General features: G+C 73.2%; 18 protein-coding genes and 1 rRNA gene. 7 read left to right on the top strand and 12 right to left on the bottom strand.

The window, feature by feature from the left end:
* Window positions 1-431 precede the first annotated feature (431 nt).
* Window positions 432-1,950 (bottom strand): 16S ribosomal RNA (locus tag KRAD_RS11630).
* A gap of 638 nt (window positions 1,951-2,588) precedes the next feature.
* Here KRAD_RS11630 and KRAD_RS11625 point away from each other — a divergent pair.
* Complete coding sequence (locus tag KRAD_RS11625; RefSeq protein ID WP_049821473.1) at window positions 2,589-5,231, top strand: MGH1-like glycoside hydrolase domain-containing protein; 2,643 nt, start codon at window positions 2,589-2,591, stop codon at window positions 5,229-5,231.
* Window positions 5,232-5,328: 97 nt separating this feature from the next.
* Window positions 5,329-6,903, top strand: coding sequence for a GGDEF domain-containing protein (locus tag KRAD_RS11620; protein WP_012085806.1), 1,575 nt, complete (start codon window positions 5,329-5,331; stop codon window positions 6,901-6,903).
* Window positions 6,904-6,916: 13 nt separating this feature from the next.
* On the opposite strand, the gene KRAD_RS11615 is transcribed toward KRAD_RS11620, so the two are convergent.
* From KRAD_RS11615 to KRAD_RS11595, 5 genes are all read right to left on the bottom strand, one after another.
* On the bottom strand, window positions 6,917-8,896 hold the full coding sequence (locus KRAD_RS11615) for a M13 family metallopeptidase (RefSeq protein ID WP_012085805.1): 1,980 nt from the start codon (window positions 8,894-8,896) through the stop codon (window positions 6,917-6,919).
* Complete coding sequence (locus tag KRAD_RS11610; RefSeq protein ID WP_083782255.1) at window positions 8,893-10,215, bottom strand: multidrug effflux MFS transporter; 1,323 nt, start codon at window positions 10,213-10,215, stop codon at window positions 8,893-8,895. Before KRAD_RS11610 ends, KRAD_RS11615 begins: the two co-directional genes overlap by 4 nt.
* A gap of 137 nt (window positions 10,216-10,352) precedes the next feature.
* Entirely contained in the window at window positions 10,353-11,840 is a 1,488-nt protein-coding gene (locus KRAD_RS11605) for an amino acid permease (RefSeq protein WP_012085803.1), read from the bottom strand.
* Window positions 11,841-11,986: 146 nt separating this feature from the next.
* Window positions 11,987-12,235 carry a BRCT domain-containing protein gene (locus KRAD_RS11600; protein ID WP_012085802.1) on the bottom strand — a complete coding sequence of 83 codons (249 nt, stop codon included), beginning with the start codon at window positions 12,233-12,235 and terminating at the stop codon, window positions 11,987-11,989.
* A gap of 60 nt (window positions 12,236-12,295) precedes the next feature.
* On the bottom strand, window positions 12,296-13,558 hold the full coding sequence (locus KRAD_RS11595) for an MFS transporter (RefSeq protein ID WP_012085801.1): 1,263 nt from the start codon (window positions 13,556-13,558) through the stop codon (window positions 12,296-12,298).
* Between the two features lie 87 nt (window positions 13,559-13,645).
* On the opposite strand from KRAD_RS11595, the gene KRAD_RS11590 reads away from it, so the two are divergent.
* Window positions 13,646-14,257: a TetR/AcrR family transcriptional regulator gene (locus KRAD_RS11590; RefSeq protein ID WP_012085800.1), complete on the top strand. Its 612-nt coding sequence runs from the start codon at window positions 13,646-13,648 to the stop codon at window positions 14,255-14,257.
* Window positions 14,258-14,266: 9 nt separating this feature from the next.
* Window positions 14,267-14,845 (top strand): TerD family protein, encoded by a 579-nt coding sequence (locus KRAD_RS11585; RefSeq protein WP_012085799.1) that lies wholly within the window; start codon window positions 14,267-14,269, stop codon window positions 14,843-14,845.
* 3 nt (window positions 14,846-14,848) lie between these two features.
* Here KRAD_RS11585 and KRAD_RS11580 read toward each other — a convergent pair whose 3' ends face one another.
* The 5 genes from KRAD_RS11580 to KRAD_RS11560 all read right to left on the bottom strand — a co-directional run bounded on the left by KRAD_RS11580 (window position 14,849) and on the right by KRAD_RS11560 (window position 18,201).
* The gene (locus KRAD_RS11580; RefSeq protein ID WP_041293096.1) at window positions 14,849-15,574 is read right to left on the bottom strand and encodes a DsbA family oxidoreductase; all 726 of its coding nucleotides are present in this window, start codon (window positions 15,572-15,574) and stop codon (window positions 14,849-14,851) included.
* A 63-nt stretch (window positions 15,575-15,637) separates the two neighbouring features.
* Entirely contained in the window at window positions 15,638-15,907 is a 270-nt protein-coding gene (locus KRAD_RS11575) for a hypothetical protein (protein ID WP_012085797.1), read from the bottom strand.
* Between the two features lie 42 nt (window positions 15,908-15,949).
* Window positions 15,950-16,465, bottom strand: coding sequence for a dihydrofolate reductase (locus KRAD_RS11570; protein ID WP_012085796.1), 516 nt, complete (start codon window positions 16,463-16,465; stop codon window positions 15,950-15,952).
* A complete protein-coding gene (locus KRAD_RS11565) occupies window positions 16,465-17,271 on the bottom strand; it encodes a thymidylate synthase (protein ID WP_012085795.1) in 807 nt (268 codons plus the stop codon). Before KRAD_RS11565 ends, KRAD_RS11570 begins: the two co-directional genes overlap by 1 nt.
* A gap of 9 nt (window positions 17,272-17,280) precedes the next feature.
* Window positions 17,281-18,201: a Cof-type HAD-IIB family hydrolase gene (locus KRAD_RS11560; RefSeq protein WP_012085794.1), complete on the bottom strand. Its 921-nt coding sequence runs from the start codon at window positions 18,199-18,201 to the stop codon at window positions 17,281-17,283.
* A gap of 118 nt (window positions 18,202-18,319) precedes the next feature.
* On the opposite strand from KRAD_RS11560, the gene KRAD_RS26010 reads away from it, so the two are divergent.
* Genes KRAD_RS26010 through KRAD_RS11545 form a run of 3 tightly spaced genes read left to right on the top strand, consistent with a single transcriptional unit; the run spans window position 18,320 to window position 21,233 of the window.
* Window positions 18,320-19,360: a hypothetical protein gene (locus KRAD_RS26010; RefSeq protein ID WP_012085793.1), complete on the top strand. Its 1,041-nt coding sequence runs from the start codon at window positions 18,320-18,322 to the stop codon at window positions 19,358-19,360.
* Window positions 19,357-20,331, top strand: coding sequence for a glycosyltransferase (locus KRAD_RS11550; protein ID WP_012085792.1), 975 nt, complete (start codon window positions 19,357-19,359; stop codon window positions 20,329-20,331). The genes KRAD_RS26010 and KRAD_RS11550 overlap by 4 nt, the downstream gene beginning before the upstream one ends.
* Entirely contained in the window at window positions 20,328-21,233 is a 906-nt protein-coding gene (locus tag KRAD_RS11545) for a glycosyltransferase family 2 protein (protein ID WP_012085791.1), read from the top strand. Before KRAD_RS11550 ends, KRAD_RS11545 begins: the two co-directional genes overlap by 4 nt.
* On the opposite strand, the gene KRAD_RS11540 is transcribed toward KRAD_RS11545, so the two are convergent.
* A complete protein-coding gene (locus KRAD_RS11540) occupies window positions 21,167-22,354 on the bottom strand; it encodes a glycosyltransferase (RefSeq protein ID WP_203417558.1) in 1,188 nt (395 codons plus the stop codon). The genes KRAD_RS11545 and KRAD_RS11540 overlap by 67 nt on opposite strands.
* Window positions 22,355-22,407 lie beyond the last annotated feature (53 nt).

Below are 22,407 nucleotides of genomic sequence, written 5' to 3'. Positions count from 1 at the left end.
GACGAACACCACTACTAAAAGATGTTCGCGTCCACTGTGCAGTTCTCAACAGACAACCCGCACCCACCTCTAACGACCACCACCAGCACCCGCAGAGCACCACCGAAGTGACAACCCTCTGCAAGCCGATGTGAATGACCAAGGCAGGCCCAGACCAAGAAACCACCCGCAACCCCGTCAATCACTCGACGGAGTTGCCGGCCGGTCCCTCAGGACCCAACAGTGCGCCAGACCCTTTCCGAACTCCCCACCGCGTTCCACTCCCGCACGCGGGAGGTACTGACAGCAGAAGAAGCCAGAAAGAATCGTGTTGATGTTCCACCCTTGAGCACCGGCCCCGGAACGTACGTCCGAAGAAACCGGCCCACCCACCCTCACCACCAACCCACGACGGAGCCGGTGGTCTGTGAGGTGTGGTTGATGCTCCTTAGAAAGGAGGTGATCCAGCCGCACCTTCCGGTACGGCTACCTTGTTACGACTTCGTCCCAATCGCCAGTCCCACCTTCGACAGCTCCCCCCCTTACGGGTTGGGCCACCGGCTTCGGGTGTTACCGACTTTCATGACGTGACGGGCGGTGTGTACAAGGCCCGGGAACGTATTCACCGCAGCGTTGCTGATCTGCGATTACTAGCGACTCCGACTTCACGGGGTCGAGTTGCAGACCCCGATCCGAACTGAGACCAGCTTTTTGGGATTCGCTCCACCTCACGGTATCGCAGCCCTCTGTACTGGCCATTGTAGCATGCGTGAAGCCCAAGACATAAGGGGCATGATGATTTGACGTCATCCCCACCTTCCTCCGAGTTGACCCCGGCAGTCTCCCATGAGTCCCCACCATAACGTGCTGGCAACATGGAACGAGGGTTGCGCTCGTTGCGGGACTTAACCCAACATCTCACGACACGAGCTGACGACAACCATGCACCACCTGTACGCGACCAACTAAATGACACCCCATCTCTGGGATTCCACCGCGCATGTCAAGCCTTGGTAAGGTTCTTCGCGTTGCATCGAATTAATCCGCATGCTCCGCCGCTTGTGCGGGCCCCCGTCAATTCCTTTGAGTTTTAGCCTTGCGGCCGTACTCCCCAGGCGGGGCGCTTAATGCGTTAGCTGCGGCACGGAATCCGTGGAATGGACCCCACACCTAGCGCCCAACGTTTACGGCATGGACTACCAGGGTATCTAATCCTGTTCGCTCCCCATGCTTTCGCTCCTCAGCGTCAGTAACTGCCCAGAGACCCGCCTTCGCCACCGGTGTTCCTCCTGATATCTGCGCATTTCACCGCTACACCAGGAATTCCAGTCTCCCCTACAGCACTCAAGTGTGCCCGTACCCACTGCAAGCTCAGAGTTGAGCCCTGAGTTTTCACAGCAGACGCGACACACCGCCTACGAGCTCTTTACGCCCAATAATTCCGGACAACGCTTGCACCCTACGTATTACCGCGGCTGCTGGCACGTAGTTAGCCGGTGCTTCTTCTGCTCCTACCGTCACTTTCGCTTCTTCGGAGCTGAAAGAGGTTTACAACCCGAAGGCCGTCATCCCTCACGCGGCGTCGCTGCATCAGGCTTTCGCCCATTGTGCAATATTCCCCACTGCTGCCTCCCGTAGGAGTCTGGGCCGTGTCTCAGTCCCAGTGTGGCCGGTCGCCCTCTCAGGCCGGCTACCCGTCGTCGCCTTGGTAGGCCATTACCCCACCAACAAGCTGATAGGCCGCGAGCCCATCCCCAGCCGAAAAACTTTCCACCCACACACCATGCGGTGATGAGTCGTATCCGGTATTAGCCACCGTTTCCAGTGGTTGTCCCAGAGCCAGGGGCAGGTTGCTCACGTGTTACTCACCCGTTCGCCACTGATCCCCCCCGAAGGGGTTCACCGTTCGACTTGCATGTGTTAAGCACGCCGCCAGCGTTCGTCCTGAGCCAGGATCAAACTCTCCGTCGAAAAACCTTCCACCCCCAACCACCCCCGAAAGGAACAGTCAGCGATGTAGATCATTTCACTTCATAGTTGACCCTTGGACTCGAAAACCCCACCCCCCACTGGCGTGAAAGAGGCGGAGATCAATCCCAAAGGAATCCCCGACCATCCACCCCCACCACACCAGACGATGCAGCAGAACATGAACAGCCATTGGGGGTTGATACATATGGCATCAACACTTTTTGGCACACTGTTGAGTTCTCAAGAACCGGACGCACCCACCCGGACAACCCCCCGAACCGGAGAGCCCCCGAAGAGGGACAACTTCCCCACCTTAACCCGACACCAAGCCAAACTGCAACCCGATGACGCCCAAGATGACCCGTACTGCCGCTCACCCCGAGGCGACCCCCGAGTGCCTGTCGCTCCCGGTGGCCGCTGTGTTGCTCGCGGCGACATGAAGAACATTAGACGGGAGGGCGACCACTAGGCAAATCGCCTCCCCCGCGACGCCGAGAACCATTGCGCCGCAACGGCAAGGGCCTCCGGCGACACGCCGAGGTCGCCTCCTGGTGATCTGTTGGGAGACTGTGACGGTGAGCGAGCCCGTCGAACCGCAGGGTCAGGTCCCAGGGCACCGCAGCGCGGAGCACGCGCGGATGGCGGAGTCACCCGGGGCCGACGGCCCCTGGCGCCTCTGGGGGCCCTACGTGTCGGGCCGGCAGTGGGGCACCGTCCGCGAGGACTACTCCGGCGACTCCGACGCCTGGTCCGCCTTCCCCTTCGACCAGGCCCGCGCCCGCGCCTACCGCTGGGGGGAGGACGGTCTGGGGGCGGTCTGCGACCGCTTCGGCTTCCTCAACCTCGGCGTCGCGCTCTGGAACCGCAAGGACCCCATCCTCAAGGAGCGCCTCTTCGGGCTGACCAACGGCGAGGGCAACCACGGCGAGGACGCCAAGGAGTACTGGTGGGCCCTCGACGGCACGCCCTCGCACAGCTGGATGAAGTGGCTCTACCGCTACCCGCAGGCGGAGTTCCCCTACGAGCGGCTGCGCGAGGAGAACCGCCGGCGCGGGCGCGACGAGCGCGAGTACGAGCTCGGCGACACCGGCGTCCTCGACGAGAACCGCTTCTTCGACGTCACCGTGACCTACGCCAAGGCCGGGCCGGACGACCTCTGCATGGTGGTCCGGGCCACCAACCACGGACCCGACCCCGCCCCCCTCGACCTCGTCCCCCAGGTGTGGTTCCGCAACACGTGGTCCTGGGGGTGGGACCGCCGGCGGGGCACCATGACCCAGGTCCTCCCCCCGGTGCTGGCCGTGGGGGGGCTGGAGGACGTCGAGTGCGAGCACGGGCACCTCGGGCGCTACCACGTGTCCGCCCAGGGCAGCCCCGAGGTGCTCTTCTGCGACAACGAGACCAACCTCGTCGAGCTCTTCGGCGCCGACCACAACCCCACGCCGTTCACCAAGGACGGCATCGACCGCCGCATCGTGCGGGGCGACCTCTCCGCGGTGAACCCCCGCCGCACCGGCACCAAGGCCGCGTTCTGGTACAGCTTCGACCGCGTCGAGCCGGGGCAGACCGTGGAGGTCCGGCTGCGGCTGTCGCACCAGGCCCCCGGGCTGAGCACCTTCGGGCCCGGCTTCGACGCCGTCCTGCGCGACCGCGAGCAGGAGGCCGACGAGTTCTACGACGCCGTCATCCACCGCGGTCTCAACGCCTCCGACCGGCACATCGCGCGGCGCGCCTACGCGGGCCTGCTGTGGACCAAGCAGCTCTACCGCTACGACGTCCGGCAGTGGCTCAGCGGCGACCCCGAGACCGAGCCGGCCCCCGCGTCGCGCACGCGCCGGGGCGCGCGCAACACCACCTGGACCCACCTCGCCCTCGCCGACGTCATCTCCATGCCCGACGAGTGGGAGTACCCCTGGTTCGCCGCCTGGGACCTCGCCTTCCACGCCATCCCGCTGGCCCACGTCGACCCCGAGTTCGCCAAGGAGCAGCTCGTCCTGATGTGCCGGGAGTGGTCGATGCACCCCAACGGGCAGCTGCCCGCCTACGAGTGGGCCTTCGGCGACGTCAACCCGCCCGTGCACGCCTGGGCCGCCTGGCACGTCTACCGCCTCGACGGCTACCGGGACCAGGGCTTCCTGGTCCGCGTCTTCACCAAGCTGCTGCTGAACTTCTCCTGGTGGGTCAACCGCAAGGACGCCAGCGGGTCCAACCTCTTCGAGGGCGGCTTCCTCGGCATGGACAACATCGGCCTCTTCGACCGCAGCGCCGAGCTGCCCCCCGGGTACCGCCTCGAGCAGTCCGACGCCACCAGCTGGATGGCCTTCTACTGCCAGCAGATGTTCAAGATCGCCCTGGAGCTCTCCCGGCACGACCCGGCCTGGGAGGACGCCGCCACGAAGTTCCTCGAGCACTTCCTGTCCATCGCGCAGGCCATGACGTCCTTCGGGTCCCAGGACGTGTCGCTGTGGGACGAGGAGGACGGCTTCTTCTACGACGTCCTGCTGCACCCCGACGGCACCGCCGAGCCCATGCGGGTGCCCTCCATGGTCGGGCTGCTGCCCATCCTCGGCTCCACCGAGGTGCCGTCGTGGATCGCCGAGGAGTGCCCCGACCTCACCATGCGGCTGGGCTGGCTGCAGAAGCGCCGGCCCGACCTCACCCTGCCGCTGCTCACCCGCTCCACCCCCGAGGGGCGGCAGATGCTGCTCTCGCTCGTCGACAAGCCGCGGCTGGTCAAGCTGCTGGACCGCATGTTCGACTCCGAGCAGTTCCTCTCCGCCTACGGCATCCGGTCACTGTCGGCGGCGGTCAAGCAGGAGATCACCACGTCGGTGGAGGGGCAGAGCTCCTCCATCGTCTACGAGCCCGGCGAGTCCCAGACCCCCCTGTTCGGGGGCAACTCCAACTGGCGCGGGCCCGTCTGGTTCCCGGTCAACGTCCTCCTCGCCGACAAGCTGCGCACCCTCGGGCGCTTCTTCGGCGACGACCTCACGGTCGAGGTGCCCAAGGGCTCCGGGCAGCGGATCACCCTCGTCCAGGCGGCGGACCTCATCGACGACAGCCTCGTGTCGCTGTTCCGCCCCGTGGACGGGCGCCGGCCGGCCGACGGGCAGCGGATCGAGGCCACCCCCGACCCGCTGTGGCAGGAGCACCCCACCTTCAACGAGTACTTCGACGGCGACACCGGCGAAGGGCTCGGCGCGACCCACCAGACCGGGTGGACCGCGCTCGTGGCGCACCTCCTGCACCCCCGCCTGCCCCCCAACCCGCCCGGGCGGTGACCACCCGGTCGGCGGCTGCTCCGCGGCCCGCCGGCGGTCGATGTCAGGAGGGAGGCCGGCCACGGGGCCGGCACCGGGACGGGAGGCTCCGGCGCCGATGGCACCGCTCGCGCTGCTCGTCGCCCTGGCCTGCGTGATCACCGCGGCGACGGGGTACCTCGCGGCCCGCGCGCGCCGCGGGACGCCGGCCGCCGGCCCCCTGACCGGGACCCTCGCCGCCGTCACGCTGTGGGGCGCCGCCGTCGTCGCGATGAACGCCGGGACCCCCCGCCCCTGGCTCGACCTGCTCGTCCTCCCCCAGTACCTCGGGGTGGCCGGCGCGGTCCTGGGCATCCGGCTCTTCGCCGACGCCGTCACCGGGCGCCCCCCGCGCCGGCGGCGGGTCCTGCTGCTGAGCGTGGAGCCGGTGCTCCTGCTGGTGGTCGTGGCCCTCGACCCCTGGTGGCGGCTGCTGCACGCCACCGTCGAGCACACCGGCGACCCGCTGCTGCGCTTCGTCACCCCGGGACCGCTGTTCTGGGTGCACAGCGGCTACAGCTACCTCGTCGTCCTCAGCACCGCCCTGAGCCTGTGGCAGCTGCGGCGCAGCAGCAGCGGTCTGCAGCGCCGGCAGGCCGGCACGATGCTGCTGGCCGTCTCGGTGCCGTTCGCCACCAACCTCGTGGTCGTCCTCACCCCCGCGCACCTGCTCAACGTCGACGTCACCCCCGTCGCCTTCGCCGTCACCGGGGTGCTCTTCGCCTACGCGGTGCTGCAGCAGGACCTGCTGCGGCTGGTCCCCGTCGCCCGCTCGCTCGTCGTCGACACCGTCTCCGACGCCGTCCTCGTCGTGGACGAGCGGGACCAGCTCGTCGACGTCAACCCCGCGGGGCGCGACCTGCTCGACGGTGCGGGGTGGCCCGGGGCCACCGCCGCGGGGCGGTCGTTCCGCGAGGCGGTCGACCCCGCCCTGGTGCGGGCCGTCGGCGAGGGCGAGGGGGACGTCGTCGCCACCCTGGCCGGCGGGACGCAGGTCGACGTCCGCACCCGCTGGATCCGCGACCCCCGGGGGCGGGTCCTGGGCCGGGTCGTCGTCGCCCGCGACGTCACCGCGCAGGTCGCCGCGGCGCGCGCGGTGGAGGAGGCCAACGCGCGCCTGCGCGCGCAGGTCGCCACCATCGAGGAGCTGCGGGCCGAGCTGGCCGAGGAGGCCGCCCGGGACCCCCTGACGGGGCTGCGCAACCGCCGCCGCTTCGTCGACGACCTCGCGCAGCGCCTCGCCGCCACCGCCGCGGCCGGGCAGCCGCTGTCCCTGGTGCTGCTCGACGTCGACCGGTTCAAGGGCATCAACGACACCCACGGCCACGCCGTGGGCGACGACGTCCTCGTCGGCGTCGCCCAGGCCCTCAGCACGCACGCGCGGCCCGAGGACGTCGTCCGCTACGGCGGGGAGGAGTTCGTCGTCCTGCTGCCCCACCTCGACGCCGACGCCGCCCGCGCCCGCGCGGAGGTCCTGCGGGCGGCGTGCGGGCAGGTCCGCGTCGAGGTGGAGGCGGTGCGCATCACCGTCAGCGCCGGGGTCGCCACCAGCCCCGACCACGGGAGCACCCCCGACGAGCTCCTGCTCGCCGCCGACCGGGCCCTCTACGAGGCCAAGGAGGGCGGCCGCGACCAGGTGGTGCTCGCCGACTGAGGGTGCGCCCGCCTCACCAGATGCGGACGCGCTCCTCCGGGTCCAGCCACAGGCCGTCCCCCGGCTGCGTGCCGAAGGCGTCGTGGAACTCGACGAGGTTGCGCACCACGGCGTTGCAGCGGAACTCCGGCGGGGAGTGCGGGTCCACCGCCAGGCGGCGCTCCACCTCCGCGGGGCGGACCTTGCCGCACCAGACCTTCGCCCAGCCGAAGAACAACCGCTGCGAGCCGGTGAGCCCGTCCACGACCGGCGCCTCCCGGCCGCCCAGGGCGATCTCGTAGGCCTTGTGCGCGATCGTCAGGCCGCCGAGGTCACCGATGTTCTCCCCCACCGTCAGCGAGCCGTTGACGTGCTGGCCCGGGGTCTCCGGCGGCTCCAGGGCGTCGTACTGGGCGATGAGCGCCTGCGTCCGCTTCCCGAACTCCTCGCGGTCGGCGTCGGTCCACCAGTCCTCGAGGTTGCCGGAGCCGTCGTACTTGGAGCCCTGGTCGTCGAAGCCGTGGCCGATCTCGTGGCCGATGACCGCACCGATGCCGCCGTAGTTCTCGGCGTCGTCGGCGTCCAGGGAGAAGAACGGCGGGCGCAGGATCGCCGCGGGGAAGACGATCTCGTTCATGCCGGGGTTGTAGTACGCGTTGACCGTCTGGGGGGTCATGAACCACTCGGAGCGGTCCACCGGCGCACCGAGCTTCGCGAGCTCGCGCTCCACCTCGAAGGCGAAGGCGCGCCGGACGTTGCCGAGCAGGTCCTCGCGCTCGATCGTCAGGGCCGAGTAGTCGCGCCAGGTGTCGGGGTGCCCGATCTTCGGGGTGAACTGCGCGAGCTTCTCCAGCGCCCGGTCCTTCGTCTCCCGGGTCATCCAGTCCAGGGCCTCGATGTCCTGGCGGTAGGCCTCGACGAGGTTCGCGACGAGCTCCTCCATGCGGGCCTTCGCCGCCGGCGGGAAGTGCTCGGCGACGTAGAGCTCGCCCAGCGCCTCGCCGAGGCTGCCCTCGACGAGGCCGATGCCGCGCTTCCAGCGCTCGCGCAGCTGCGGGGCACCGGTCAGCGTCGTGCCGTAGAAGGCGAAGTTCTCCGCGACGAAGTCCGCGGACAGGAACGCCGCGCTGCCGTGCAGGACGCGCCAGGCCAGCCACTCGCGCCACGTCTCGACGGGCGTCGCGAGCAGGACCTCGGCCATCCCCGTGAGGTAGCTGGGCTGGCGGACGACGACCTGCGCGAAGGCGGAGTCGGGCAGCCGGGCCGCGGCCAGCCAGCTCGCGAGGTCGATCCCCGGCAGCAGCGCCTCCAGGCCCGCGCGGTCGACCTTGTTGTAGGTCGCGTTCGCGTCGCGGTTGCGCACCCGGTCCCAGTGGTGGGCGGCGAGCGCCGTCTCCAGGGCCAGGACCCGCTGGGCGGAACCCGCCGGGTCGGGGCGGCCGCCGAGGGTGAGGATGCGCTCGACGTGGCCGGTGTAGGCCTCGCGGATCGCGGCGTACTGCTCCTCGCGGTAGTACGACTCGTCGGGCAGGCCGAGGCCGGACTGGGTGAGGTAGACGACGTACTCGTCGGACTTGGCGTTGTCGGTGTCGACCCAGTAGGCGAAGGGGCCCCCGACCCCGGAGCGCTCGAAGGTGCCGAGCAGGCGGACGAGGCCGGCGTGGTCGGTGACCGCGTCCACGGCGGCGAGCTCGGGGTCCAGCGGGGTGGCGCCGAGGGCCTCGATGCGCTCGGTGTCCATGAAGCTGGCGTAGAGGTCGCCGATCTTCTGCTGGACGCTGCCGGCCTCGGCCCGCCCGGCCGCGGCGGCGGCCGCCGCGGCCTCGACGATGACGCGGCACTCGGCCTCGGACTCGTCGCGCAGCCGGACGAACGCGCCGTCGACGGCGCGGTCGTCCGGGATCTCCGTCGTGGCGAGCCAGCGGCCGTTGACGTGGCGGAAGAGGTCGTCCTGGGGGCGGACCGAGGGGTCGACGTCGCTGCCCGCGGGCTGGGCGTCCGTGATCGAGCTCATGTCCTCACACTAGGGCGGATCGAGCGCGAGACCGAGAGCAGGAGGACCACGTTGAGCACGACCGCGGCGCCGATGACGAGGCCGGTGGCGTGCTCGTCGCCGCCGAGGACCCCGACGAGGACGCCGACGAGACCGCCGATGCCGGACTGCAGCGCGGTGACCAGGGCGGCGGCGGCGCCGGCGCTGTCGCCGTAGGGCTCCAGGGCCAGGGTCACGGCGTTGGGCATGATCAGGCCGAGGACCAGCAGCAGCAGGTAGAGCGGGACGGCGAAGAGGAGCAGCTCGTCGGTGCGGGCCATCAGCACGCCCGCGAGGGCGAGGCCGAAGACGAACGCCGCGGCCACCCCGACGCGCAGCAGGCGGGCGGAGCCGAAGCGCCCGACCAGGGCCGCGTTGAGCTGGGACCCGCCGACGAGGGCGGTGCCGTTGACGGCGAAGTAGACGGCGAACCCGGTGCCGCTGAGGCCGAAGCCGTCCTGGAGGACGAAGACCGACGTCGAGACGTAGGCCATGATCGTGGCCAGGGCGAGACCGGGCATGGCCGCGAGGGCGAGGAACCGGCGGTCGCGCAGCAGGGCGCCGTAGCCGGTGAAGGTGCGCAGCACCCGGGCGCCCCGCGGCGGGGTGACGGGGGCGCGCTCCTCCTCGGCGCGGGCCTGCGCGGGGGTGTCGGTGAGCTCGGGACGGGTCTCGGGCAGCCTGCGCCACACGGCGATCAGGACGCCGAGCCCGGCGACGGCGAGCAGGGCGAGCACGGGGCGCCAGCCGGTGTGCGCGGCGATGGCGCCGCCGACGGTGGGTGCGAAGAGGGGGGCGACCCCGATGACGAGGACGAGGCGGGACTGCAGCCGGGCGGCGGCCGGGCCCACGAAGAGGTCGCGGATGACGGCCATGCCGATGACGGCCCCGGCGGAGGCGCCGACCCCGGACAGGACGCGGAAGGCGACCAGGGCGGGCAGGTTCGGGGCGACCGCGCACAGCAGGGTCGCGACGACGTAGACGACGAACCCGACGGCGGCGGGCCGGCGGCGCCCGTAGGCGTCGGAGAGCGGCCCGACGACGAGCTGGCCGAGGCCGGCGCCGACGAGGACGCCGGTGATCGTCAGCTGGGTGCGGGCCTCGGTGGTGCCGAGGTCGACCGCGACCTCGGGCAGGGAGGGCAGGTAGAGGTCGATCGTCACCGCGCCCAGCGCGGCCATGGCGCCGAGCAGGACGACGAGTCCGGCCGTGGAGGGGGTGCGGGGGGCGGGACGCGCGGCGGCGGTCCGGCGGGTGCGCTGGGTGGGCTGGGTGCTGGGCTCGGTGGGGGGCGCGGTCATGCGCAGGGTGTCCTCAGGGGCCTCGTCGAGGGTGCACCGCACAGCGCCGGGCGGGGCAGGACGCGGCAGGACGCCGCCGTCCCCCGCAGCCTAGGGCGCGGGGGGCGACGGCGTCCTGTTCGTTCCGGGGCGGGGTCCTACTTCCCGCCGTCGGCGGGGCGGTTGGCCTTGACCGGGAACTCGCCGGTGTAGCCCATGCGCTCCTCCGCGGCGGCGAGGACGCGCTTGCGCACGGCGAACCAGCCGAGGACGAGCAGCGGGACGATCACGCCGAGGGCGTAGACCGTGGGACGGCTGTCCTCGTCGTAGGCCATGATCCCCAGGACCGCGACGAGGAAGGCCAGCACCAGGTAGCCGGTGTAGGGCGCGCCGAAGAGGCGGTAGTCGGGGCGGGTGACGATGCCCTTCTTCGACCACGCGTGCAGGCGCAGCTGGCAGAGCACGATCGTGCCCCAGCTGGCGATGATGCCCAGCGCGGAGGCGTTGAGGACGATCTCGAAGGCCCGGCCGGGGGCGACGTAGTTGAGGCCGACGCCGAGGACGGCGACGACGCCGGTGATGGCGATGCCGCCGAAGGGGACGCCGCCCTTGTTGAGCTTGGCCGTGAACTTCGGCGCGGAGCCGTTCTGCGCCATCGAGCGGACGATGCGCCCGGTGGAGTACAGCCCGGCGTTCAGGCTGGACAGCGCCGAGGTGAGGACGACGAAGTTCATGACGTCACCGGCACCGGGGACGCCGATCTTGGAGAAGAACGTGACGAAGGGGCTCTCGTCGGCGGAGTAGGCGGTGTGGGGCAGCAGCAGGGCGAGCAGGACGAGCGAGCCGCAGTAGAAGACGACGATGCGCAGGATCACGGTGTTGATCGCCCGCGGCATGATCTTCTCGGGGTTCTCGGTCTCCCCCGCGGCGGTGCCGACGAGCTCGACGGCCGCGTAGGCGAAGACGACGCCGGAGACGACGACGACGAGGGGGACGGCGCCGGTCGGGAACCAGCCGCCGTTGCCGCTGATGACGCTGAGCCCGGTCGGCTGCCCCTCGACGGGGAAGCGGCCGGCGAGGAAGACGATGCCGATGAGCAGGAACGCCGTCAGGGCGATGACCTTGATGAGGGCGAACCAGAACTCCATCTCGCCGAAGATCTTGACCGAGACGAGGTTGAGGCCGAGGACGACGACGAGGGCGATGAGGGCCAGCAGCCACTGGGGCGCGGCGGAGAACGTGTCCCAGAAGTGCATGTAGGTGGCGATCGCGGTGATGTCGACGATCGCGGTCATCGCCCAGTTGAACCAGTACATCCAGCCGGCGACGAAGGCCGCCTTCTCGCCGTAGAACTCGCGGGCGTAGGAGACGAACGAGCCCGAGGAGGGCCGGTGCAGGACGAGCTCGCCCAGGGCGCGGAGGATGAGGAAGACGAAGAAGCCGCAGACGCCGTAGACGATGAACAGCCCCGGCCCGGCGGTGACGAGCCGCCCGCCCGCCCCGAGGAAGAGGCCGGTGCCGATGGCCCCGCCGATGGCGATCATCTGCAGCTGCCGGTTCTTCAGGCCCTTGTGCAGGCCGCCGTCCTCGTGCGAGAAGTCGCGCTGCACCCCGACCCCTGGTCCGGTGTCCTTTTCGACGGACATGCGGGTTCCCTTCCACGGTGCTTCATCGCGAGATGGACGGGGGAAGGGAACCACTTCCGGGTGTCCGACGCATGCTCACGGTGTTTCGGGCGTGTCACGCGGGTGGGCACGCTGCCCGGCCGCCGCCCGGGGAGGGGGCGGAGGTGCTAGCCGCAGGCGGTGGCGCTGAGCAGGTCGTCGAAGGAGTACTCGTCCAGCAGCGGGATGCCGTGCGCGATCGCCGCCCGGACGGCGGGCGCCCCGGACCCGGCGTCGTTGGCGACGACGACGTCGGTGCGCTCGGTGACCGCGGGGTCGACGTGGAGCCCGGCGGCGCGGGCACGGGCGGCGAGGTCGGCGCGCGGGGCGAGGAAGTGGCCGCTGAAGGCGATGTGCTGACCGGCGTGGAGGCTCACGGGCCGGTGATCGGCAGGTCGGGACGTCCGCTTGATCTCACCCCTGCACGGTAGCGGCGCTCAGCCGCGCGGGGCGGGGCCGGAACCCTCGAGCGGGCTGCCCGCGGGCGCGGGCCTGCGCGGCGCGGGGACCCCGGCGGCGGCGCGGCGGCGCTCGGCCCGGCCCAGGAGGAGGCCGGCGACCCCGGCGAGCACGACGAGGCCGGCGTACCCGGTGACGACCTCGGACAGCCCGATCCGCGTGGCGAGCAGGCCCGCGACGACCGCGGGGACCCCGAAGACGAGGTAGCTGACGACGTAGACCGCGGCCAGGACCCCCGCCCGCTCGTGGGCGGGCGCGGTGGCCAGCACCCCGCGCAGCGCGCCCTGGAAGCCGGCGCCGAAGCCGATCCCGGCCACCAGCGCCCCGGCGAAGAACAGCGGGGTCGAGACCGCGTGGACGCCCAGGGCGAGCAGCACCGGGCCGACGACGAGGGTGGACATCCCCAGGGTCATCACCCGGGCGGGGGCGACGTGGCGGGTGAGGACGCCCGTCACGGCGCCGACGCCGGCGACGGCGGCGACGACGAGCCCGCCCGCGACGTGGTCGTGGATCCCGAGGACGCCCGCGACGACCGAGGGCCCCAGGCCCATGCACAGCCCGCCCAGGCCCCAGCTGCCGAGGAAGCCCGGCAGGTAGGTGGTGAAGGCGGCGCGGGAGGCCGCGGGCAGCCGCACGACGGGCTTGAGCGAGGCCAGCGCCCCGGGCACCCGCTCGACGACGTCGGGGGTGAGGGCGGTCCCGACGGCGGCGAGCGCCAGCAGCCCGGCCAGCACGAGGTAGACCAGCTCGGTGGGGGCGGGGGCGAACTGCACGAGCAGCCCGGAGCCGAGCCCGCCGACCATGAGGCCGACGGGCGGGGTGGCCCCGTTGACGAGCTGGGCGGTGGCGGAGCGGGCGGGCCCGGCCAGGTCGAGCAGCCAGGCGCCGAGGGCGCCGATGGCGGTGCCGGTGGAGAAGCCCTGCAGCACCCGGCCGGCGACCAGCCAGCCGACGCCGTCGGCGCGGGCGAGGACGAGCATGGAGGCGATGACGCCGAGGAGGGCCACGAGGACGACCCGGCGGCGGCCGAGGTGGTCGGAGAGCGCGCCGACGGTGAGCAGCGCGACGAGCAGGGCGGCGGCGTAGACGGCGAAGACGACCGTCACCGCGGCCGCGCCGATCCCCCAGAGCTCCTGGTAGACGGGGAAGACCGGGGAGGGCGCCGAGCTCGCCGCGACGAGCGCGCCCAGCGTCAGGGCGACGACGGGGAAGCCCGTCCGGGTGGGGGTGGCGGTGGGCACGCGGACTCCAGGAACTCGGGGAGGTGTGGTGGGGAAACTACCTGGACCCGACGCTTAAAGCAACGTCGACTGCGTTAGGGTGCGGTCATGACGCCGACGACGACGCGACCCGGCGGACGCAGCGCCCGGGTGGGGGCCGCCGTCCACCAGGCCGTCCTCGACCTGCTCGCCGAGGGCGGGGCGGTGACCATCCCGCAGGTCGCCGCCCGCGCGGGGGTGAACCCCACGAGCGTGTACCGGCGCTGGGGCTGCGTCCGGGACCTGCTGACCGACACCGCGCTGGCCCGGTTCGGCACCACCGCCGCGGTCCCCGACACCGGCAGCCTGCGCGGGGACCTGCACGCCTGGGCCACCGCGCTGGTCGCCGAGGCCGCCCGCCCGGAGGAACTGGCCCTGCTGCGCGCCGCGGTCGCCGCCGGTCCCGCCGACGTCGGCGCCCCGGAAGGGTTCGCGTCGGCGGGCACGGCCTGCCTCGCCGGGCGCAGCGAGCAGGCCGAGGCCATCGTGGCCGCCGCCCTCGCCCGCGGCGAGGACGCCCCCAGCACGACCCGGGTGCTGGACCACCTCGTCGCCCCGGTCTACCTCCGGGCGCTGTTCGGCCTGCCCGCCCCCTCCGTCGACGTCCTCGTCGAGCTGCTCGTCGAGCGGCTCGTGGTCCCCCCGGCGGCTCTGCGGGCGGCTCCCGGGGACCTCGACTAGGTTCCCGCCATGAGTGTGACTCTGGCCAAGGGCGGCAACGTCTCGCTGTCGAAGGTGGCGCCGAACCTCAAGGAGGCCCTCGTCGGGCTCGGGTGGGACGTGCGGACCACCACGGGCCTCGACTTCGACCTCGACGCCAGCGCCCTGCTGCTCGGCGCGAACGGGAAGGTCCTCTCCGACGCCCACTTCGTCTTCTACAACCAGCTCGCCAGCCCCGACGGCTCGGTGCGCCACACCGGCGACAACCGCACCGGCGAGGGCGAGGGCGACGACGAGAGCATCGAGCTCGACCTGGACACCGTGCCGCAGGAGGTGCAGAAGGTCGTCTTCGCGGTGTCCATCCACGACGCCGAGGCGCGCCGCCAGAGCTTCGGGCAGGTGATGAACGCCTTCATCCGCCTGGTCGACCGCGCCGACGGCAGCGAGGTCGTGCGCTACGACCTCTCCGAGGACGCCTCGACCGAGACGGCCATGGTGTTCGGGGAGGTCTACCGCTACTCCGGGGAGTGGAAGTTCCGCGCCGTCGGGCAGGGCTACGCCTCGGGGCTGCGCGGGATCGCGCAGGACTTCGGCGTCGACGTCGCCTGAGCCTCAGACCGCGCAGCCCTCCGGGCCGCACGCATCGGCGTCCTCACCGCCGACGAACGTCAGCGGGCGGCTCTCCCGCCAGGCGCGGTCGAGGACCTGGAAAAACTGCTCGGCCGGCTGCGCGCCGGAGACGCCGTACCTGCGGTCGACGACGAAGAACGGCACCCCGCGCGCGCCCAGGGCCGCGGCCTCGGCCTCGTCGGCGCGCACCGCGTCGAGGTAGCGGTCCTCGGCCAGCACCGCGCGGGACTCCACCGGGTCCAGCCCAGCCTCGGCGGCGAGGCGCACCAGCGTCTCGTCGTCGCCCAGGGCCTCGCCTTCGGTGAAGTTCGCCCGCAGGAAGCGCTCCTTCACCGCCCCCTGCACGCCGCGCTCACGGGCCAGGTGCAGGAGCTGGTGGGCCTTGACGGTGTTGGTGGGCACGGAGAGGTCCTGGTGGAACTCCAGCCCCTCCGCCGCGGCCGTCGCGTCGACGTGCTCGACCATCGCGCGCACCTGCTCGACGCCCTGGCCGAACTTCGCCGCCAGCCGGCGGACGTGGTCGTCGCTGGGGCCTTCGGCGCGGGTGGTCACCGAGACCGCCGTCGGGTCCAGCTCGAAGGACTTCCACTCCACCTCGACGTCGGCGCCCGGCACCGAGCGCTCGAACTCGCGCAGCGCGCTCTCGAAGCGGCGCTTGCCGATGTAGCACCACGGGCACACGACGTCGGACCAGATCTCCACCTTCACCCCCGGGGCAACCGCCACCGGGACGGAGCTGTTCCGGACGGGCACCCGTCCGGGGGAACGGGGTCAGCTCCCCCCGCCGCCCCCGCCGGAGTCGCCGCCGCCGGAGCCGCCGGAGTCCCCGCCCCAGCCGCCGTCGGAGGAGGAGTGACCCCACCCGGCGTGGTGGTGACCGGTGTCGGGGAGGTGGACGGTGCGGCCGAACTCACCGCCGAGGACCCCCGGCCAGGCCGACCCGCCGCCGGCGCGGCGCTCCCCGGGACGGGCCCGGGAGCAGACGCGGCCCACCAGGGCCGCCACCAGCAGGATCATCGCGAACGAGACGATGAGCGCCACGCGAGCCTCCGTCGGCCGGGAGCTCCCGAGGAGCTCGATGCCTCACGGTGCCACGAACTCCCCCGCCGCGCGAGGGGATCGCCCCGACCGGCGCCAGGTGCCGATCCGGAACCGCGGGCCCCCCGTCGACGTGGCCCAGTCCCCGACCTCGACGCGCTCCCAGCCCGGGCCGACCTCCGGGGCGCGGGTGTCGCCCTCGACGACGAGGTCGACCTCGGTGACGACCAGGACGTCGGCGTGCTCCAGCGCCGCCCGGTACACCGCCGACCCGCCGATCACCCACACGTCCCCGGCGCCGGCGAGCGCGCCCGGCAGGTCGTGCACGACCTCGGCCCCCTCGGCCGCGTACCCGGGGTCGCGGGAGAGCACCAGGTTGCGCCGGCCCGGCAGGGGACGGAACCGCGCGGGCAGCGACTCCCAGGTGGCGCGGCCCATGACGACCGTGGACCCGGCGGTGAGGGCGGAGAAGTGGGCCAGGTCCTCCGGCACCCGCCACGGGATCCGGCCGCCGGCGCCGATGACGCCGTTCCTCGACTGGGCCCAGACGAGACCGATCATCAGACCGCCACGGGCGCCTTGATCGCGGGGTGGTGGCGGTAGTCGAGGACCTCGAAGTCCTCGTACTCGTGCTCGAACAGCCCCGCCGGGCGGACCGCGAGGCGCGGGAACGGGTACGGGGTGCGGGTGAGCTGCTCGGTCACCTGCTCGACGTGGTTGTCGTAGACGTGGACGTCGCCGCCGGTCCAGACGAAGTCGCCGACCTCGAGACCGACCTCGGCCGCCACCAGGTGCGTCAGCAGCGCGTAGCTGGCGATGTTGAACGGCACCCCGAGGAAGAGGTCCGCGGAGCGCTGGTAGAGCTGGCAGGACAGCTTCCCGTCGGCCACGTGGAACTGGAAGAACGCGTGGCAGGGGGCCAGCGCCATCCTGTCCAGCTCGGCGACGTTCCACGCCGAGACGACCATCCGCCGGGAGTCCGGGTCCGTGCGCAGGGTGTGCAGGACCTGGGCGATCTGGTCCACGTGGCGGCCGTCGGGCGTCGGCCAGGAACGCCACTGCACGCCGTAGACGGGACCGAGGTCGCCGTTCTCGTCGGCCCACTCGTCCCAGATGGTGACCCCGCGTTCCTGCAGCCAGCGGACGTTGCCGTCCCCGCGCAGGAACCACAGCAGCTCCAGCGCGATCGACTTGAAGTGCACGCGCTTGGTCGTGACCAGCGGGAACCCCGCGGACAGGTCGTAGCGCAGCTGGTGGCCGAAGACGCTGCGGGTGCCCGTGCCGGTGCGGTCGGACTTGGGGGTGCCGGTGGCGAGGACGTGCCGCAGCAGGTCCTCGTACTGGGTGTCGATCCGCTGCTCAGCCACGGGAGGAGCCTAGGCGACGAGGTGGGCGTCGAAGTCGGCGTCGTCGGCGGCCTCGCCGCGCACCACGGCCAGCAGCCGCGCCAGCCACGCCGCCCCGGCGAGGTCGTTGACGGTGTGCCGGGGTTCCAGCACCGGGTAGGCGGTGACGGGGACGCCGTCGGCGGGGCGGACGTCGACGTGGGCGACGACGTGGCCCTGCGCGTGCAGCCACTCGGCCATCGCGTAGTCGGTGCGGGAGTCGCCCACCGTGCGCCAGGCCGTGGGCAGCGGGCCGTCCGCGGCCAGCAGCCGCAGCGCCGTCTCCGCCCCGCGGTCCTTGCCCAGCAGCACCGACTCCACGTCGGTGGAGATGATCGTCGGGTCGATGCGCCAGTCCACCGCCCCGGCGGGGTCGGGGTGGTCCACGCCCTTCCACGTGACGCCGAGGCCGAGGTCGGCGAACACGGCCAGCGCGGCCGCCTCGAACTCCGGCTGGCGGGCCAGGTAGGTCGCGGAATCCACGTCGAGGCGCTGCTCCAGGGAGACCATCGCGCGCTTGCCGGCGTCGACGAAGAGGACGTCGCCGTAGTGCTCGCGGGCCAGCGCCTCCAGCCGCCGCGCCGCGACGGCGGGCACCGCGACGGTCTCGTCCACCGCGATCGGGCCGACGCCGGTGGCGGTGACGCTGAACGTCACCGCGCCCTTCTCGCACACCGCGTGCAGCCGCGCGGCCGCCGGGAGCCCGGCGGCCAGGACCGGGCCCACGACCTGCTCGCGCAGGAACGCGTCGGAGCGGCCGGTGTTGAAGACGACCGGGATCCCCGCGGCCAGCAGCTCCAGGAGGCTGTCCAGCAGCCCCGGGGCGCTGATGGAGCGCGTCACGGGGCTGGCGATCGGCCCGTCGACGTCGAGGAGGAGGCCGAAGGGCGGGGCGTCGGGCGTCAGCTGCACCCCCGGATCCTCCCGCACCGCGGCGACGGGGACCGTCGGCCCCGGGCCGGCGGGGCGCGGTTGTGGCAGAGTCCGTCAGCCGTCGAGCGTCGACGGGACGGGTCTGAGGAGCGACGGCTTGGACGAGGGACGGGTCCGCGTGCTGCACGTGCCCGGCGGGCACGGGTACGTGGCGAACATCCAGGACGAACGGGTCCCGGAGGTCCTCGTCGTCCCCGAACCGCGCGCCGCGACCCCGGGGTGGGCGCCCTCCCCGGCGCTGGACGCGGCCTGGGTCGAGGCGAACGCGGCGGCCTTCGACGTCCTGCACCTGCACTTCGGGTTCGAGTCCCGCACCCCCGACCAGCTGCGGGAGTGGCTGGCGGCGCTGCGGCGCACCGGGCGCGCACCGGTGCTGACCGTCCACGACCTGCAGAACCCCCACCTGGACGACCAGCGGCCCCACGAGGCGCTGCTGGACGTCCTCGTGCCGGGGGTCGACGCGCTGGTCACCCTCACCCCCGGCGCCGCCGACGAGGTGGAGCGCCGCTGGGGGCGGCGCCCGGTCGTCGTCGCGCACCCGCACCTGGCCCCGCCCGCCGAGATCGGGGTGCCCCGGCCGCGGCGCGAGGAGGCCGTCGTCGGCCTGCACCTGAAGAGCCTGCGGGCCAACCTGCGGGCGCTGCCCGCGCTGCGCACCCTCACCGCCGCCGTGGACCGCCTGCCCGGCACCCGGTTGCGCGTCGACGTGCACGCCGAGGCCCTGGCCGACGGCTTCGTCCGCCACGACCCCGACCTGCTCCGGTGGCTGCGCGCGGCGCAGGGGCGCGTCGACGTGCGCGTGCACGACCGCTTCGACGACGACGAGCTGATCGCCTACCTGCGCGAGCTGGACGTCTCCGTGCTCGCCTACGGCCACGGCACCCACTCCGGCTGGCTGGAGCTGTGCCACGACCTGGGGGTGCCCGTGCTGGCCGCCCGCACCGGCCACCTGCACCAGCAGCGGGCCCTGGTCCAGGTGGACCTCGACGACGAGGACGACGTCGTGGCGGGCCTGCGCCGGGCGCTCGCGGGGTTCGAGGGAGCCGCGGCGACCCGCGAGGAGCGCGCCGCGGAACGCCTGCGCGTCGCGGAGGCCCACCGCGACCTCTACCGCCGGATCGCGGGAGGCGGCGCGTGATCGGCTGGTACGTGCACCACCAGGGCGCCGGGCACCGCCAGCGCCTCACCGCCGTCGCCGCCCACCTGCGCACCCCCGTCACCGCGCTCAGCTCCGCCCCCCGCCCCGCCGACTGGACCGGCGGCTGGGTCGAGCTGGCCCCCGACGACACCCCGCCGGTGGACCGCGCCTCCGCCGAGGCCGGGGGCCGGCTGCACTGGGTCCCGCTGCACCACGCCGGCCTGCGCGCGCGCTCGGCCGCGATCGCCGGCTGGATCGAGGCCGCGCGCCCGCGGCTGCTGGTCGCCGACGTCTCGGTGGAGGTGACCCTGCTGGCGCGGCTGTGCGGGGTGCCCGTCGTCGTGGCCGCCATGCTCGGGGACCGCCACGACGCCCCGCACCGGCTGGGCCGCGACGTGGCGCAGGCGCTGCTCGCCCCCTGGCCCGCCCCCGCCGGGTCCGCCCCCTCGAAGGTCGTCCACGTGGGGGCGTTCTCCCGCTTCGACGGCCGGCCCACCCGCCCCGACCGCGTCCGGCCCGGGTCGGTGCTGGTGCTGTGGGGCAGCGGGGGCCGCGACGTGGGCGAGGAGGCGTTCCGGGCCGCGCGGGACGCGACCCCGGGCTGGACGTGGGAGTACCTGGTCCCCGGGTCGCCGCTCTCCACCGGCGGCGACGTGTGGGACGCCCTGCAGCGGGCCGAGGTCGTCGTCGTGCACGGCGGCCACAACGCCGTCGCCGAGGTCGCCGCCGCCCGGCGCCCCGCCGTCGTCGTCGCCCAGGAACGCCCCTTCGACGAGCAGCGCCGGCGCGCGGACCTGCTGCGCGCCGAGGGTCTGGTGGCGCTGGACGCGTGGCCGGCGGCCGCGGACTGGCCCGGGCTGCTGGAGCGGGCCCGGGCCGTGGGCGCCGGGCCGTGGGCGCGCTGGGCCCCCGGCGACGGCGCGCAGCGCGCCGCGCGGTTCCTCGACGACCTCGCGCGGGAGCAGCGGTGACGGGGCGGACCGCGGTGCTGACCATCGTCCACGGCCGCCACGACCACCTGCGCGGGCAGCTGCTCGGGTTGCAGCGCAGCGCGTCCGTGCCGCGCTGGCACGTCGTCGCCGCGATGGGCGACCCGGCGGTGCGCGACGTGGTCGCCGAGCACGCCGGGCCCGGGCCCACGGAGACCGTCCTCGTCGACGTCCCCGTCGGCGCGGACGGGGAGCTGCCGCTGGCCCGGGCCCGCAACGCGGCCGCCGCCGCCGCGGTCGAGCGCGGCGCGGAGCTGCTCGTGCTCCTCGACGTCGACTGCGTCCCCTCCCCGGGCCTGCTGGGCGCCTACGAGCGCGCCGCCCGCGCCGTGGCCGCCGACCCCGGCGCCCCCGGCCCGGCGCTGCTGTGCGGGGCGGTGACCTACCTGCCCGAGGGGGTCCTCGTCCGCACGGCGGAGGACCTCGACCGGCTGCCGGGCCTCACCCGCCCCCACCGCGCCCGCCCGGCCCCCGCGCCGGGGGAGGTGCGGCGCGCGGAGGAGTCGCAGTGGTGGCTGTTCTGGTCGCTGTCCTTCGCCACCACCGCGCGCGACTGGCAGCGCTTCGGGGGGTTCTCCGAGGAGTACCGCGGCTACGGCGGGGAGGACACCGACGTCGCGGCGACGGTCCGCTCCCTCGGCGGGAGCCTGCACTGGGTCGGCGGCGCCGACGCCTTCCACCAGCACCACCCCACCCAGGACCCGCCCGTGCAGCACCTCGACGCGATCCTGCGCAACGTCGCGGTGTTCCAGCGGCGCTGGGGGTGGCACCCCATGGGCGGCTGGCTGGAGCGGTTCCGGGAGCTGGGGCTGGTCGACTACGACGCGGCGACGTCGAGCTGGACCGCGGTGCGGGCCGCGACCGAGCGCAGGATCGACTCGTAGGCGCTGACGGCGCGCTCGAAGGACAGGTGCGCGAGCGCCGCGCGCCGCACGTCGCGCCGGTCCAGGGCCAGGACGTCCTCCACGGCGCCGGCCATGGCCTCGACGTCGTCGGCGGGCACGACCGCGCCCATCGCGGGCAGCACGTGGGGACGCAGGACCTCCGAGACCCCGCCGCGGTCGAAGGCCACCACGGGCGTGCCCGACATCGCCGCCTCGGCGGCGACGAGGCCGAACGGCTCGTCCCAGGACGGCGTCATGAGCACCGCCGACGCCCGTCCCACCACCCGGGCCAGGTCGTCGCCGCCGAGGTGGCCGCGGTAGGTCGCCCCCGCCCCCAGCCGCGGCGCGACCTGGGCCGCGAAGTACTCCTCGTCGCCCACCGGGCCCACCACGTCGAGGTGGTGCCCGGCGCGGGCGGCGGCCCGCAGCGCGAGGTGGGGGGCCTTCTCCGGCACGATCCGCCCGAACCAGAGCAGGCCGCGCCCGCCCGGTCCCAGCGGCCAGCGGCGGGGCTCGACGCCGTTGAGGACGACCTGGGCGTGCGGCACCCACGGCGCCCACTGCCGGGCCGTGAAGCTGCTGACCGCGGTGAAGGCGCCGGACCCCCCGCCCGCGGCCAGCGCCGAGGTCAGCCACGGCGTGGGCGGGGTGTGCAGGGTCGTCACGACGGGGACGGGCAGCGTGTCGGCCAGCGACAGCGGCAGGTAGTGCAGGGAGTGGTTGTGCACCACGTCGACCTCGCCGGCGTAGGTGGTGCGCAGCGCGGTGAGCACGTCGAGGTGGGAGTGGTGCTCGACCATGAAGGCCTCGGCGGGCATCGAGGCGTCGGCGCGGGCGAGCTCGTCCGGGCGCCACCCCCCGCCGGAGAGCGCCTCCGGCTGGGCCCCGGGGGAGCCGGCCGCGGCGAACAGCAGCACCCGGTGCCCGCGGGCGCGCAGCCCGGCGACGAGGTTGCCCACGAACGACTCCAGCCCGCCGGCGTAGGGCTCGGCCACCGGGTACCGGGAGGGGCCGAGGACGGCGACCCTCAACCGGTCGGCGGCGCGGCGCTCCGCGGGGTCCGCCCGCAACCGGGCACGCTGCCGCCGGGTGCCGGGCGGAGCGGTTTCACTGTCGAGCACGCCGAGATGCAAGCACGAGAGGGCCCCCTCTGCCCAACGTGCCCGCGCGTCCG

The organism is Kineococcus radiotolerans SRS30216 = ATCC BAA-149 (genome assembly GCF_000017305.1).
Classification (GTDB): Bacteria; Actinomycetota; Actinomycetes; order Actinomycetales; family Kineococcaceae; genus Kineococcus; species Kineococcus radiotolerans.
Note: the sequence above shows the minus strand (reverse complement) of the source record. Positions and strands in the feature narration are given on the sequence as shown.